The organism is uncultured Dysgonomonas sp. (assembly GCF_900079725.1).
Lineage (GTDB): Bacteria > Bacteroidota > Bacteroidia > Bacteroidales > Dysgonomonadaceae > Dysgonomonas.
In genome coordinates this window covers 770,191-783,215 of the sequence record NZ_LT599032.1, presented here as the reverse complement: position 1 = coordinate 783,215, position 13,025 = coordinate 770,191, and the positions used below count along the sequence as shown (strand labels likewise).

The following is a 13,025-nucleotide window of genomic DNA, read 5'->3' as shown; positions in this document are numbered from 1 at the left end:
ACAGATTGCTTGTGTTCCTTTTGACCAAATCCCCAAAAGGAACCAAAAATACTTTAGCGCCCCGCTTCAAAGGCCGACCCGTTAGCAGTAGAGACGGCTAAACGAAAAAACTCGCTCCGGGGTTTGTATAATCCGAATTGTCGGATAAGCTCAAACACGTTTTCGTTTTTTAGCCTTTCTCTTCTGACGGGTGCCCGTCCGTGAAGCTTATGGCGCTGGCTGACGCATATTTTATTCTCGAAGGGGCTTTGCCTTACTATGGCGTCAGCAGATGCGCATTGGTTCCGCAGGCGGGCACCTGTCCAGTGCAGTCGGCGTAGAAAGGGACGGGGCGACAGCCCGTTTGTCACTTTCAGCCGGCAAGCTGTTGACAGGTCGCCGAGGAACTTAGCACTAGCTTTTTGCTTACTTTTGGGCAATGCCAAAAGTGATGGCAAGCCCGGGAGGGCGCGACAGTAATGAGACAAAGTCACCAATTTTAAATTAAGATAGTCACTATACATTAAAACATGTCATTAGATTACTTAAACATCTACAGCCCGTTTCCTTTTTCGGAATATCAGCAGTAAACTTGCCGATATAATGCCTGCCAGCATGCTGCAAACCAAAGCGAAAACTATACTGCCGGTCAGATACTGGAACAAGACCGTTTTCATCTTTTCCAATGAAATATCGGTGACATCGAACGATACAGGGCTATTTGTAAGAAAGCAGCCTGTAGCATAGCTCCCATATAAAAGAAACGGCATTATCGGGGGAATACTGATATTGGATGCAACCAGCGAAATTACTTTGTTCAGTTTCAGAAAATGGGCAAAGAAAACCGTCACAATCATCTGATAACCCCATATGGGAACAATTCCCATGAAAATCCCCAACATAATGGATAGTGTCATAGTTCTGTTCGAATCTTTCGACTTTAGTATTTCCTTATCTATAAAAGCGCGGATATTTGTCCATGTCAGTTTCCTGAAAAATTTCAAGGGTAGTATCCACAAGAAGGTGACTATAACAAGTATTGTATTCAGTATGCTGATGCGTGTAAAATCCCTTAACGGTCGGAAGTGCGATACCCGTTCGCCTTGTGGCGGGTAATATACATTTACAGGGATATTTTTTACATTCACACCTTTCCATGCCAGAAATACGATCATTTCCAGTTCGAATTCGTATTTGGCTGTGCAATACTTCATTTTTCCTATATGATGGAGCGGATAAAGGCGATAGCCGGATTGTGTGTCTTCCAGTTTTATGCCTGTTTCCAGTTGAAACCAGAAGTTCGAGAATTTATTGGCAAATGTATTTTTACCCGGCATGTTATTGGCTGTCAGATTCCGTGCCCCCACAAGCATCGTATCAGGATGCATTTCTATTTCATTTGCGAAAGCAGGTATATCGGCAGGGTAGTGCTGTCCGTCGGAGTCTATCGTTATTGCATATCTGAATCCCTGCTCTTTTGCTGCTGATAATCCATTTTTGAGAGCATAGCCTTTTCCCTTATTTTTTGTGTGGGTAATGATCTGAATGCCGGGGATGGATTTCAGTATTCCGGATGTTGTGTCTGTAGAGCCATCGTTGACCACTATAATATGTTTGCTGTATTGTTTTACCCCTTCGATAACGGATAGGAGAGTCCTGTCGTTATTGTATGTAGGGATAATAACAACGATACCGAGATTATTTAATTTCTCCTGCCATATTATAGTATCTACGGATTCATTCATTTTCAATCTCTTTCAAAGTTGCTTTTACTTTGATGAATACGGTATCTGTGTTTTGATATTTTCCTTCTGCGGACAGGGAGATACGGTTATCGTCTGTATCTTTTAACGAAATATTAAACTCTATCAGGCCGTTAACCATGGGGTCGACCAATGACAGGAACTTTGAGGAGGATATATATGCGTACATATACTCTTTACCGGATAGTTTTTCGGCGCAGTCTTTTATGATTTGTAATGTGCATACTCCCGGAACTATTGGTTGTCCCGCGAAATGTCCTTCATATATGCGATGCGAGGGATTCAGCTTCACTCTTAAACGATGAGCGGGCTCACCTTTCATTACATCGGTTATTTCGTAAAAATCATTCAATAACATTGTTTTCTCCCATTTTCTCCAGTCCGATAGTTAATCGTAGCCAGGAGTGCTTTATTTGTATTTTCTCAGAATCGTTTTCTGTCTCAGGTATGGCATAAATTACCCCCTTGGAGATACCTCCTCCTGTTACAAATTTAGTATATTCTTTTGTTTTTTCTATTTTTTTAACGTTCCTGTCCGATAAAAATAACAGTTTGAAGTCAGTTTCAAAGATTTTCAGTACACGGTCTTTCCGCATAGGCTCTATACAACTGTAAATATTCCAGTTTTCACCTTTCATTCCGAAATCGAACAGACTGAGTCCGAACATGGTAGATGCGACAATGCGTATTTCGCCATCTTCCATTGTTTTTGCGATAAGCATGCCATTGAAATGTTTACCTCCGAAATCCAACGTCATATTATACTTCTGTGCTTTATTCCCAACGGATATAATAGGGGCAGGCCCTGTTTTCAGCGGATATGTATTCTTAGAACAGGAGACGAAAGTAAGGCATACCAACAGGATACTAATTAACTGAAAACTTTTTGTCATCTGTCAGTGTATTAAACTTTTTGTTCTGAAACAGGTAATCGGTATAATCGGTGGCATTCTCGGATATACGCAATTTGGATACCGACATATCTTTTTTGTCCATATAAATATCGAAGCCTGAGATATACGCCTGTACGGATTTGTTAGTTGGTTTTATTTTTATCAGGTAGGAGTTCGCATCTTCGAAGTATTCCATGTTATAACCTGAGATCTGCGAAATATTGCCCGACATACACGCGGCGAGCATACTTCTCATTTCACTCATGACTTTATTCGATTTCAGGTTCACAACATTTTTTTTACCATCCGAAATTATCTTTAGTTTATCGGCATTTATAACAATCAGGTATTTTGTAGGGGAACTATAATCGAGACTTATTTTATCATTGTGCCTGTAATAGAATTTACCTTTCGAAGTTATATCTTCATTAAACAGGTCGAGATGCTTTATTTGAGTAAAATCACTTTCTATACTTTTTACTGATACAGCCTCCGCGAGAACACGTTTGTTAAAGGCTTCCACATCTTTCATCTTTTTCATCTGCGCGTTTATCTGCGGTAAACTAATGAAAATAAGTAAATAACAAATATATATGCGTTTCATTTCGTTGTTTTAGGTATATCAAATAATTTATCTACTCTCTCTATGGTGTAATCGTTTTCTTTCAAAAGTTCCATTATTTTTGGTAACAGGCTGTCACTCTGTGGTAATGGATCGTGTAAGAGAATGACCGCTCCGGGCTTTAGTCCTCGCTTTATTCTCTTCAATACCGTCTTCTCTTTCTTACATGTATCTAAAGAGCGGATACTCCAGCCGATAGTTATATAGTCCATTGCTTTAACAGCCTTTGCTACAGTTGGATTGGTGATGCCGAAAGGCGGACGAAACAATATCGTTCTTTCTCCTGTTACCTCCTCAATAGTCTTTTCGCAATCGCTTAGCTCAGATTTCATCCGTTGCGACGCATACAAAGGAAACAAAAAAAAGTGATTAAAAGTATGATTACCGATCGAATGGCCTTCGTCTTTCATCCTTAACAGGATACTTTCATTCCCTTTAATCTTGCTGCCTATACAAAAAAAAGTAGCTTTGATATCATATTCTTTTAGAATATCAAGCACTTTGGGCGTCTGCTCTTTGTCGGGTCCGTCGTCAAATGTGAGCGCTACTACTTTTCCTTTCTTTTCATTCCGGCATAATGCTTTTAAGTATATTTCCGACCGAATGCTGTAAGAGGCATAGATAAGGAATATAAGCAGTATAGCAGCTATGGATGAAATGAAAATCAGCATTTTTTCAATAATATCAATGAATGATTTACCGTGTAATAATGGTTGTAGATAAGCAGGTATTGTATATCACTGGATTTTTCCAACCGATTTAATCCTTTCCACATACCGAAAGCCGAAGCGGTCGGGTATTCCCCGCAAATGTCTTTGAATGTCGAGTATGAGGTGGATGGGAATAATTGCTCCACAACATTATATACCAGGTCATCGGTTGTATTTCCATTTCTGCCTATGATAAGATGTTGTATATCTGCTGGATTCAGATTGTTTTCTGCCAGGAATATCTTTATCTTTTGCAATATCTCCTCCGAAGACAGCTTTCCTGTAAATGTCCTGACAGCTGCCAGTTCTGCAACAGTATATAATTCTTTTTCAGCCGCTAATGTAAAAAACTGGGAGCCTTCGCCCAATATAATATTATCGAGCATACCCAGCCTTTTCAAGATAGTATGCCCGGCGGGTAACACTTCATCGGCAGCACCGATCAGGACCTGATTGTCACCTTCCCATATCCTCATCATGCCGTCGATCAGGGCGCTTTCGAAGCTGAGGCCGCGGTGCACATAGGTATTGTTATAAGAATGGCAGCCTGTAATCAGGGCGATCTGAGCGCCTATGACATTGAATGTAGATTGTATAAAAGCCGAAGGATTCAGCAATTGCTCCTCATTTTCTATGAGATTATCCAGAAATTTTTCTGTATCGGCCAGGCATCCAAGTCCGGTAGCTGTAATAATGGCATCTATATTTTTGTTCCCGCTTTGTTCCAGACAAACCAATCCGCACGCAACACCCATCCTTACAATGTGGCTCATACGGCGGCGCATATTCGCGTTGGTTATGATGTGCTTGTAATCAGGCTCCACCGCATGCAGCATCCCGCTTTCTCCGGTAATACCATCGGGGTGGATAGATGCGAATGAGTTTATATAACAAGGTCTTTTCATAACTAAGTATTGTATACTATTTATTGATATGTTTTAATGTTCAATTATTTGATGCATTTATACTACGCGCAATCACAGATTGCTTGTGTTCCTTTTGCCCAAAGCCGCAAAAGGAACCAAAAACGCTTTAGCGCCCCGCTTCAAAGGCCGACCCGTAACGGACAAAAAGACGAAACGGAAAAACTCGCTGGAAAGATAGCACAATCCGAATCGGCGGATAAGCTCAAACACGTTTCCGTTTTTTTCGTCTTTTCATCCTACGGGTGCCCCGTTCGTGAAGCTAACGGCGCAGGCTGACGCGTATTTATTCACCAAAGGGCTTTGCTTACTAAGGCGTCAGCATCTGTGCATAAGTTCCACAGGCGGGGCACCCACACGGTGCAGACGGCGTAGAAAGGGACGGGGCGATAGCCCGTTTGTCACTTTCAGCCGACAAACCGATTGTGGGTCGCCGAGGAACGAAGCACTAGCTTTTTGCTTCCTTTTGGGCAATGCCAAAAGGAAGGACAAGCCCGGGAGGGCGCGGCAGTAGTGAGCCAAGCCTCTAAAAATAAACAAAGACGGTAGCTATGCATTAAATAATTGAACATTTTAAATATACCATTATTTTTTTGTTTACTTAATAATCTATTCTATTGCCGAAAAAAGTAAAGAAGAATCATTCCCTCCGAATCCGAAAGAGTTGGATAAGACATGTTTGATCGCTAAGCCTTCGTCCCATTCTGTAACAGGAATAAGATTCGTATCTTCTATCGGTTCTTTAAAGTTGAGATTCGGATAAACGATCCCTTTAGATATGGATAATGCGGACAGGGCTGCCTCTATCCCTTCCGAAGCTCCTAATGTATGTCCGATAAACGGTTTCAATGAACTGAATTTGGGGATATTCTCGCCAAAAAGACGTATGATCGCTTTCCCTTCCGAAAGGTCGTTGTTAGGCGTTCCCGTGCCATGCACATTGATATAATTCACATTACAGGGAAGTATATTTGCCATTTCAACAGCTTCTTTCATACACAGGTACGGCCCGTCTCCATCGGGAGAAGTGGCTGTCTGGTGATAAGCATCATTTGCATTGGAATAGCCGGAGAGAATACAATATGGTTTTCTTTTTAGTGTTTTTTCTGATTGTAATACAAGATAACCGGCACCTTCGCCCAGATTCAGGCCTTCACGGGATTTGTCAAATGGTTTGCACAGTTCTTTATCCAGAATCATCAGCGAGTTAAAGCCATTCAGGGTAAACTTACATAAAGCATCGGTTCCACCGACGATAACAGCATCCAGCAATCCGTTTTTAATCATCCTTGCCCCCAGCATTATCGCGTTTCCTGCGGAAGAACAGGCTGTACTTATTGTTGTTACATAATCGGTTATACCCAGATAGGACGCAATTTTTTGAGTGCTGTCGCCGCAATCATGCGAAACAATATCCCTTAAACGGCCCTTTTCCTCATCTTTCCGGAAATCGACGTAAAAGTTTTCACTTAAATCCATACCGCCCACCGAGGTGGAAGATATAAGTCCGGTACGTTGGGCGTTTACGTCTATATCTGAATCCGATAAGGCCTCCTTGGCCGCTAGTATTCCAAGCAAAGCAGTCCGGGAATATGTCTTATAGGCAGGTAGAGCCAATAATTCTTTCAGCTCCTGATTTGTATATTTCACTTCACTTACAGGAACATTGAGGCTGGTAGAGAAAAGAGTGACTTTGCCCATTCCATGACTTTTGTGCCGGATAGCATGCAGGTTTTCTTCTGCATTTATGCCGATACCTGATACAATACCTGTTCCTGTAATGTAAATCTTCATTATTGCTGATGTGTAGAAATAAATTCGGCTAATGATCTTACCGATCTGAATATTTCGCGACCTTCTCCTTCTCCCGGCTTTTTGATCTTGATGCCGTAATTACGTTCGAGGATAAGGATAATTTCGAGCGCGTCGATGGAATCCAAGCCCAGACCGTCTCCGAATAACGGGGCATCGGCATCTATATCTTCGGGAGTCATTTCTTCAAGATTTAATTCCTGTATCAGTTCTTTTTTCAGTTTTTCTATCAATTCTTCCATGTTTTATCTTTCTTTATGAGTCTGAATTCAGCTTTGTATTTATTATCAAGATATTCGCACCATCCTGTGATGCAAAATTGTAATTTACTCCTGTTCATGGCAAGTTTTACATATTCTTCCTGTCTTTCCATATTACCGGGATATTCGATAAAGAAGGTATTTTCGCCCTGTATTTTATGACGGATACATATTTCACCTGCAACAATGTTGGGCAGTGTGTAAACGAATACAGCCGGACTGGCGGCATTGTCTCCACCTCCATCTATTATCCGCTGATGCTTCGCGTCCGTATCTGATGACGAAGAGTAATTGGATAAGATAATCCCCATTTCATCGGGATTAAAAGTGATCCCATTGAGTAAATGTAGCGCTGCTATATATCCCAGTTTGCAGAGGTCATCCATCTTATAGAACTTCTGGTTGCTGTCACCTGTATTTTTGAATGCTTCGCGGATGAAAACGGCAAAATCACCGGATGCGGAGTTGAATACGACCTCATCATTTACTTTTATAGAACTATTCTCTATTGTACAGCTCTTTATTTTGTTGAATAAAAATGTTCCCTGCTCAATTGACTTATGCGAAGGTATTTTGGATAATACAACAGCGGCATTACAACCTCCAAAGCCGGAAGCTGTTTTAAGACAGGTGTTTATCGTCTTTCCACAGATGTGATTATTACTTACATTCAGGGATTGCGAAACACCATTTGTTTGATAACCTAATGTGCCGTATATGACATTCTCTTTTAATTGGTGTGCGCAAATAATTGTTTCAATGATTCCCGATGCGCCTAATGTATGCCCGAAATACGACTTTAGGCTATTGACAGGAACTTTTTCCAATTGAGCCAGATAAACAGCTTTAGCCTCCATTTCATCGTTGAAAACCGTTGCAGTGCCGTGCAGGTTTATGCAGTCGATGTCATCGGCAGTTACTCCGGCTTCATCCATTGCATCCCTCATTGCATAGTACAGACCGTCACCTGTGCGTGAAGGGCCTGATATATGATTGGCGTCGTTGCTTATTGCCCCGCCTCTGATAGTTATATTATCCGTTCCGGATTCTGTGGACAAAAGGATGCTTCCACAGGCTTCTCCCATATTTAACCCGTCCCTTTCACTATCGTAAGGCCTGCAAAGGTTTTCACTCAGGGAACGGAACGACCGGAAACCACTGGTAATAAAATGAGAAAGGACATCTACCCCCGTAACGATTATATGCTTATAGTCACCATTCAGGAGTAAGCGGCGGGCAATAATAAGAGCTGATACCCCCGATATGCAGGCATTGGATACAACCATAGCCCTATCGTCCATTCCGAAATAACCTGTAATTTTAGACGCACTTTCTCTGAGAAAAACGTTTCTGTCAATGTTCTCTGTATGATGTTGCAGTAAGTCTACATTCCCTTTTGTTGAGGAAAGAATGAAGCCGCACTCTTTCAGTTCTATATCTCTTTGTAACAATAAGTCCTTAATTGATAATATGGCAAGTTGTTCTGCCTTGCTGAATTCTTGCAGGCTATACTTTTCTGTCAGTTCGTTCAGTATATCCGAATTAATTAGCCCGGCAAGAATCGGGGTATCGGAGATTTTTCCTGCTTCTACAGAGATAATCCCTGATTTATTCAGGCTAATGGCACAAACATTTTCTTTAGTCGTAAATCCTAAAGAGCTGATAATGTTATCGGCAGTAATGTATATGTCATTCAGATATTCCATTTCTTCTTCCATTCCTGATAAAAATCGGGATTTGTCCACTCCAGTTCATTGTTAGAATTCAAGAATACCTGAACTGTACTGCCCGTAGCGACAACTGTCTCACCATCACTTTTATAAACAGTATATTCAAATATTATTTTCGCAGCGTCTGAAGCTATATAGTTTGTTTCCACAATAGCCTCTTCTCCGAATGATAAGGATTGCTTATACTGGCAGGTGAGGTCGACAATGGGTGCAGTGTATCCGTTTTCGTAAATGTCGCAATAACCGATTCCATACCGTTTGCCAAAGGTTTCCCGGCCATCCTCAAAATACTTGATGTACTGGCCATGCCATACAATACGCATGGAATCTACTTCACTGAAACGGACTTTTATAGTGGTTCTGTCTGTTAGTGCGGGTTCTTTAGCTCTGTATTTATGTTTTTTCATTCCTTTTTCAAAAATATTTTCATACGGCATTCGGCGACAAGGTTATCTCCGATTTTTACTGTCGCACCTATCAGGGTGATTTCGGCGACTTCCTGTATTATTTTTATCTCGGTATGCAGTTCATTACCTACCTTTGGTAAGATGTGAATTGTCATCTTGTCTACAGATCCGATAAAGCCGAGTGGTACGGCGACATTATTTTGCCTACAGATATATCCGACACGTGCTGCGGCCGATTGCGCGATATGTTCTATAATACCGGGTTCCTTGAAATAATTGTTTTCAATGAAAATATTACCGGGACTGATTGTCAGTCCCGTATATGAACAGTCACCTTCAATTCCGTAAAACTTATCGACCATCACTATTGGCGGACATTGCGGAATTAAGTCCAATATACCTCCTTCTTCTGTTATTACCAGCTTACTCATATTCGTTTGCAAACCATAATGCTATGCCCCAATCCCAATCCGTCGTGTATTTCGTTAACTTCCAGTCCGGCTGCTTTTACACAGCGTATCATATCATCCGAATGATACATCTTGCTGTTGCCGTTTGCCAGTGCCGTAAAATACAGGCTGGTCAGAGTGAGGCAATAAGCTGCTGTTTCAAATTTCTGACGGTCCCAGAATGTTTCCATAATGTAAAGGAACGAAGATTTTTCCATAGATGCCGCGGCGCGGGTCAAAATACTTGTAGCTTCTTCTTCCGAAAAACAATCGAGGAACTGACTCATCCATATAGCATCGAAGCCTTTAGGGAAAGGGACATCTTTGTCCAGCAAATTGCAGCCATGTCCATATATGCGGTCGGAGCCGGTTTGTCCGTACGTTTGTTTTTTCATTAATTCAAGTTGTTGGGGCAAATCCATAATGGTTACATTTACATCCGTGTTGAATTCAACGCATTTCATCGCCCAGCGTCCTGTATTACCGCCCACATCGAGTAATGTACGGGGATTGTTTGCAAAGACTATTTGCAGTGCTTGCGTAAAAGAATTGTCGGAATAGAAATGGTCGAAATCGAACCAGCTTTTTTGTACATTCTCAGGCAACTTTGACAGGCCTTCATATATTGTCGGCCATTCGCCAAAAACTTTCAGTCCTTCAGGTTCTCCATTCAGAAGTGCTTCTTCCAGATTGAATAGCCCTGAATAGTTTACATCATGATTAAAGTTCATATTGATACGTGCCATTTCATCGTTCAATAAGAACCATCCGACCTTGGACAGCATATATTTATCGTTCTTTACCAATACAGTGCCAATCGAAAGCGAAGCCTCCAGCAATACTTGTGCTGCATAACGGGATAGCTTTTTATGTTCCGAAATTTCATTCAGCGTTAGCCCCTCCCGGCTCTCTGATAATAATTCGAAAATACCAAACTTGAGCATAAGCCGTGATACCTGAAAAACAATAGGGCCAAAGGCTATTTCCTGCGCCATCCGTTGTGCTTCGGCCGCTGAAAACTGCTCTTCGGAATATCTTTTTTGTAAGGAAGGAAACAAGTTCATGATTGATTATATGTTAGTCGGATTGTAATGCTTTATTTTTCGTTCCAGAAATTGTAGTAGTTGAACCACTGTTCCGGATATTTTTTCAGAATATTTTCCAGTGCCGGAACGTATTGGTCAAGTAATTGTTGTTCAGGCTTTGCTTTTTCATTTTTAGAAACAGGTGCTGCCACGATGAAATGGAACCGGTACGATTTCTTAGGTTCGCGCATAGCAAAATAAAATACTACGGGGACTTTCATCTTTGCCGCTAATAGAAAAGGCCCTGACGGGAAGCTGGTTTCTTTACCCATGAATATACCTTTCAGTCGTCTCTCTTCATTGATATACCGATCACCTTGAAAACAAATATATTCTTTGTTATCTAAGGCTTCTTTTATCGCGAATACATGGTTTAGATCGGTATTGTTTACAGGAATTACTTTAAAACCGGCCGGGACGGAATTTTTTTGAAGTAATTCTTTTATCCTCTTATATTCAGCGTCATATAAAAGGATGTTGATTTTTTTACCATACTCATCAAAGAACGGCGTACCCATTTCCCAATTGCCGACATGTGCCCCGATTATAATTGCTCCCGTGTCGGCATTCAGTATGTCTAGAAAACTTTCATAGTTTTCGAAGCGGAAATCATATTTTTCTTTCATCCCGTTGCCGATAGCAACTTTATCTATCAGCGTTTGCCCAAACCTGTAATAGCTGCAGAAGAGCATCGCGATAGAAGATAGTCTACTTTTGTTTAGTACCTTACGGGAATAGTACCAGATACTTCCGGTAGCTTTTGGCGCAAAGGGGATAAAGTATAAGACGATAGTGCTTAAAAATGCATAAGCAGCAGTGATTCCGATTTTCTTTATCAGGAAGATAAAGAAAAGGTATCCGAATACTCCTCCTCTGGTTTTACCCTTCCATTCCGTCATTTGGCTTGTCGAGATGTTCTATGATAAAATCATAGAAATCCTGAAAAGTTTTTATATTTACAAAGTCATTACCGTTTACGGTGAATCCGAAATTCTGTTCTATCAGTACGACCATATCTACAAAGTCGAGGCTATCCATTTCCAGTGTCTCGATCAGAGGCGCATCCGGCTGGATAGTTTCTACATCTACTTCAAACTCTTCGGCTAAAGTCGTTCTTATTTTCTCGATTATCTCTTCGTTCGTCATTTCCATCAGGACTAGTTACTCTTTGAATTTTTTAATTATCAGGGTTGAATTTGTTCCTCCAAAACCGAATGAGTTGGATAGGAACATGTCAAATGATGTATCAATACGTTTATTAGGTATATTAAGCAAAGCCGAGGCTTCGTCTGCTTCTTCAAAATTAAGATTCGGAGCGATGAAGTTATTATTCATCATCAATATTGAATAGATTGCCTCGCTGGCTCCTGCCATCCACATTTCGTGTCCTGTCATCGATTTAGTCGATGTGACAAAAGGTTTATGTTCTCCAAGCACAGTGCTTATTGCTTTGGCTTCATTCATATCCCCGATAGGAGTAGATGTGGCATGCGCGTTTATATATCCGATTTCCTCCGGCTTTACATTGGCGTCTTTCAGGCACATTTCCAAAGAACGGATGGGCCCGTCTATATTCGGAGTAGATATATGGTCCCCGTTTGAAGAGAATCCATATCCGATTACTTCTGCCAGAATGTTAGCTCCACGTCGCACCGCAGATTCGTAGCTTTCCACTACCAGACTGGCGGCACCGCCACTCGGAATAAGCCCGTCCCTGTTCTTGTCGAATGGGCGGGATGCTTTGGTCGGTTCATCTGTCAATTTGGAAAATGTTCCCAATCCATCGAAACTACCTACCGAATATGGGTTTACTTCCTGTGCGCCTCCGCAAAGGATACAATCCTGTAAACCGTTTTTGATGAGGAAGTATGCTAATCCGATAGCATGTGAACCACTGGCACATGCGCCTGAAACAGTGAGATTGATTCCTCTCAGCTTGAAAATAACCGAGAGATTCATTGTTACGGTCGAGTTCATCGACTGGAAGATTGATCCTGAGCCAACGAGCACCGTATTCTTCTTGTTACGGATAATATCGGCAGCTTCTATAACAGGGAGTGCACTGCTATCATTTCCATAAAGTACACCTACTTCATTCGCTTCGAGGAATGCATCGTCTATTCCTGCATTCCGGAAAGCTTCGAGAGTAGCAACATATGCATATTCGCCTTGTTCGGCTAAGAAGTTACGTTTTTTACGATCGAGAAGTTTTTTCATGTCAGGCCTTTCTATTATGCCTGTCAGCGGGGAAAGGAAACCGAAGTCCAGTCTTTCGGGGTCGATGCCTATACCCGATTTGCCATGATATAGCGATTCTTTTACCTCATCAAGATTTTTTCCGATGCAGGAATAAATTCCCATGCCTGTTATAACAACTCTCCTCATTTATGTA

At 41.4% G+C, this 13,025-nt stretch carries 17 protein-coding genes; all 17 read right to left on the bottom strand.

Going from position 1 to position 13,025, the window contains the following annotated elements:
* Positions 1–53: 53 nt before the first annotated feature.
* The 17 genes from QZL88_RS03445 to QZL88_RS03365 all read right to left on the bottom strand — a co-directional run bounded on the left by QZL88_RS03445 (position 54) and on the right by QZL88_RS03365 (position 13,018).
* Positions 54–467 (bottom strand): hypothetical protein, encoded by a 414-nt coding sequence (locus tag QZL88_RS03445; RefSeq protein WP_296938631.1) that lies wholly within the window; start codon positions 465–467, stop codon positions 54–56.
* A 57-nt stretch (positions 468–524) separates the two neighbouring features.
* Positions 525–1,724: a DUF2062 domain-containing protein gene (locus QZL88_RS03440; protein ID WP_296938630.1), complete on the bottom strand. Its 1,200-nt coding sequence runs from the start codon at positions 1,722–1,724 to the stop codon at positions 525–527.
* Complete coding sequence (locus QZL88_RS03435; RefSeq protein ID WP_291110713.1) at positions 1,717–2,100, bottom strand: hydroxymyristoyl-ACP dehydratase; 384 nt, start codon at positions 2,098–2,100, stop codon at positions 1,717–1,719. The genes QZL88_RS03440 and QZL88_RS03435 overlap by 8 nt, the downstream gene beginning before the upstream one ends.
* Positions 2,087–2,635, bottom strand: coding sequence for a hypothetical protein (locus QZL88_RS03430; RefSeq protein ID WP_296938629.1), 549 nt, complete (start codon positions 2,633–2,635; stop codon positions 2,087–2,089). The genes QZL88_RS03435 and QZL88_RS03430 overlap by 14 nt, the downstream gene beginning before the upstream one ends.
* On the bottom strand, positions 2,610–3,239 hold the full coding sequence (locus tag QZL88_RS03425; RefSeq protein ID WP_296938628.1) for an outer membrane lipoprotein carrier protein LolA: 630 nt from the start codon (positions 3,237–3,239) through the stop codon (positions 2,610–2,612). Before QZL88_RS03425 ends, QZL88_RS03430 begins: the two co-directional genes overlap by 26 nt.
* A complete protein-coding gene (locus tag QZL88_RS03420; RefSeq protein WP_296938627.1) occupies positions 3,236–3,928 on the bottom strand; it encodes a polysaccharide deacetylase family protein in 693 nt (230 codons plus the stop codon). Before QZL88_RS03420 ends, QZL88_RS03425 begins: the two co-directional genes overlap by 4 nt.
* Positions 3,922–4,872 carry a beta-ketoacyl synthase chain length factor gene (locus tag QZL88_RS03415; protein WP_296938626.1) on the bottom strand — a complete coding sequence of 317 codons (951 nt, stop codon included), beginning with the start codon at positions 4,870–4,872 and terminating at the stop codon, positions 3,922–3,924. The genes QZL88_RS03420 and QZL88_RS03415 overlap by 7 nt, the downstream gene beginning before the upstream one ends.
* A 336-nt stretch (positions 4,873–5,208) precedes the next feature.
* Positions 5,209–5,430, bottom strand: a complete 222-nt coding sequence (locus tag QZL88_RS03410; protein ID WP_296938625.1) for a hypothetical protein — start codon at positions 5,428–5,430, stop codon at positions 5,209–5,211.
* Positions 5,431–5,499: 69 nt separating this feature from the next.
* Positions 5,500–6,684 carry a beta-ketoacyl-[acyl-carrier-protein] synthase family protein gene (locus tag QZL88_RS03405; protein ID WP_296938624.1) on the bottom strand — a complete coding sequence of 395 codons (1,185 nt, stop codon included), beginning with the start codon at positions 6,682–6,684 and terminating at the stop codon, positions 5,500–5,502.
* Positions 6,684–6,944, bottom strand: coding sequence for a phosphopantetheine-binding protein (locus tag QZL88_RS03400; RefSeq protein ID WP_296938623.1), 261 nt, complete (start codon positions 6,942–6,944; stop codon positions 6,684–6,686). Before QZL88_RS03400 ends, QZL88_RS03405 begins: the two co-directional genes overlap by 1 nt.
* The gene (locus QZL88_RS03395) at positions 6,932–8,668 is read right to left on the bottom strand and encodes a beta-ketoacyl synthase N-terminal-like domain-containing protein (RefSeq protein WP_296945005.1); all 1,737 of its coding nucleotides are present in this window, start codon (positions 8,666–8,668) and stop codon (positions 6,932–6,934) included. The genes QZL88_RS03400 and QZL88_RS03395 overlap by 13 nt, the downstream gene beginning before the upstream one ends.
* Positions 8,656–9,099: an acyl-CoA thioesterase gene (locus QZL88_RS03390; RefSeq protein WP_044216849.1), complete on the bottom strand. Its 444-nt coding sequence runs from the start codon at positions 9,097–9,099 to the stop codon at positions 8,656–8,658. The genes QZL88_RS03395 and QZL88_RS03390 overlap by 13 nt, the downstream gene beginning before the upstream one ends.
* On the bottom strand, positions 9,096–9,530 hold the full coding sequence (locus tag QZL88_RS03385; RefSeq protein WP_296938622.1) for a hydroxymyristoyl-ACP dehydratase: 435 nt from the start codon (positions 9,528–9,530) through the stop codon (positions 9,096–9,098). The genes QZL88_RS03390 and QZL88_RS03385 overlap by 4 nt, the downstream gene beginning before the upstream one ends.
* Positions 9,527–10,612: a class I SAM-dependent methyltransferase gene (locus tag QZL88_RS03380; RefSeq protein ID WP_296938621.1), complete on the bottom strand. Its 1,086-nt coding sequence runs from the start codon at positions 10,610–10,612 to the stop codon at positions 9,527–9,529. Before QZL88_RS03380 ends, QZL88_RS03385 begins: the two co-directional genes overlap by 4 nt.
* A gap of 32 nt (positions 10,613–10,644) precedes the next feature.
* Positions 10,645–11,532 carry an acyltransferase gene (locus tag QZL88_RS03375; protein ID WP_296938620.1) on the bottom strand — a complete coding sequence of 296 codons (888 nt, stop codon included), beginning with the start codon at positions 11,530–11,532 and terminating at the stop codon, positions 10,645–10,647.
* Entirely contained in the window at positions 11,513–11,779 is a 267-nt protein-coding gene (locus tag QZL88_RS03370) for an acyl carrier protein (RefSeq protein ID WP_006801508.1), read from the bottom strand. Before QZL88_RS03370 ends, QZL88_RS03375 begins: the two co-directional genes overlap by 20 nt.
* Before the next feature lie 15 nt (positions 11,780–11,794).
* Complete coding sequence (locus tag QZL88_RS03365) at positions 11,795–13,018, bottom strand: beta-ketoacyl-[acyl-carrier-protein] synthase family protein (RefSeq protein ID WP_296938619.1); 1,224 nt, start codon at positions 13,016–13,018, stop codon at positions 11,795–11,797.
* Between the last annotated feature and the right edge of the window lie 7 nt (positions 13,019–13,025).

What these genes read in the sequence shown, in the direction of transcription:
- QZL88_RS03440 (WP_296938630.1), bottom strand. Translation starts at nt 1,724, where the DNA reads ATGAATGAATCCGTAGATACTATAATATGGCAGGAGAAATTAAATAAT.
- QZL88_RS03435 (WP_291110713.1), bottom strand. Translation starts at nt 2,100, where the DNA reads ATGTTATTGAATGATTTTTACGAAATAACCGATGTAATGAAAGGTGAG.
- QZL88_RS03430 (WP_296938629.1), bottom strand. Translation starts at nt 2,635, where the DNA reads ATGACAAAAAGTTTTCAGTTAATTAGTATCCTGTTGGTATGCCTTACT.
- QZL88_RS03425 (WP_296938628.1), bottom strand. Translation starts at nt 3,239, where the DNA reads ATGAAACGCATATATATTTGTTATTTACTTATTTTCATTAGTTTACCG.
- QZL88_RS03420 (WP_296938627.1), bottom strand. Translation starts at nt 3,928, where the DNA reads ATGCTGATTTTCATTTCATCCATAGCTGCTATACTGCTTATATTCCTT.
- QZL88_RS03415 (WP_296938626.1), bottom strand. Translation starts at nt 4,872, where the DNA reads ATGAAAAGACCTTGTTATATAAACTCATTCGCATCTATCCACCCCGAT.
- QZL88_RS03405 (WP_296938624.1), bottom strand. Translation starts at nt 6,684, where the DNA reads ATGAAGATTTACATTACAGGAACAGGTATTGTATCAGGTATCGGCATA.
- QZL88_RS03400 (WP_296938623.1), bottom strand. Translation starts at nt 6,944, where the DNA reads ATGGAAGAATTGATAGAAAAACTGAAAAAAGAACTGATACAGGAATTA.
- QZL88_RS03395 (WP_296945005.1), bottom strand. Translation starts at nt 8,668, where the DNA reads ATGGAATATCTGAATGACATATACATTACTGCCGATAACATTATCAGC.
- QZL88_RS03390 (WP_044216849.1), bottom strand. Translation starts at nt 9,099, where the DNA reads ATGAAAAAACATAAATACAGAGCTAAAGAACCCGCACTAACAGACAGA.
- QZL88_RS03385 (WP_296938622.1), bottom strand. Translation starts at nt 9,530, where the DNA reads ATGAGTAAGCTGGTAATAACAGAAGAAGGAGGTATATTGGACTTAATT.
- QZL88_RS03380 (WP_296938621.1), bottom strand. Translation starts at nt 10,612, where the DNA reads ATGAACTTGTTTCCTTCCTTACAAAAAAGATATTCCGAAGAGCAGTTT.
- QZL88_RS03375 (WP_296938620.1), bottom strand. Translation starts at nt 11,532, where the DNA reads ATGACGGAATGGAAGGGTAAAACCAGAGGAGGAGTATTCGGATACCTT.
- QZL88_RS03370 (WP_006801508.1), bottom strand. Translation starts at nt 11,779, where the DNA reads ATGACGAACGAAGAGATAATCGAGAAAATAAGAACGACTTTAGCCGAA.
- QZL88_RS03365 (WP_296938619.1), bottom strand. Translation starts at nt 13,018, where the DNA reads ATGAGGAGAGTTGTTATAACAGGCATGGGAATTTATTCCTGCATCGGA.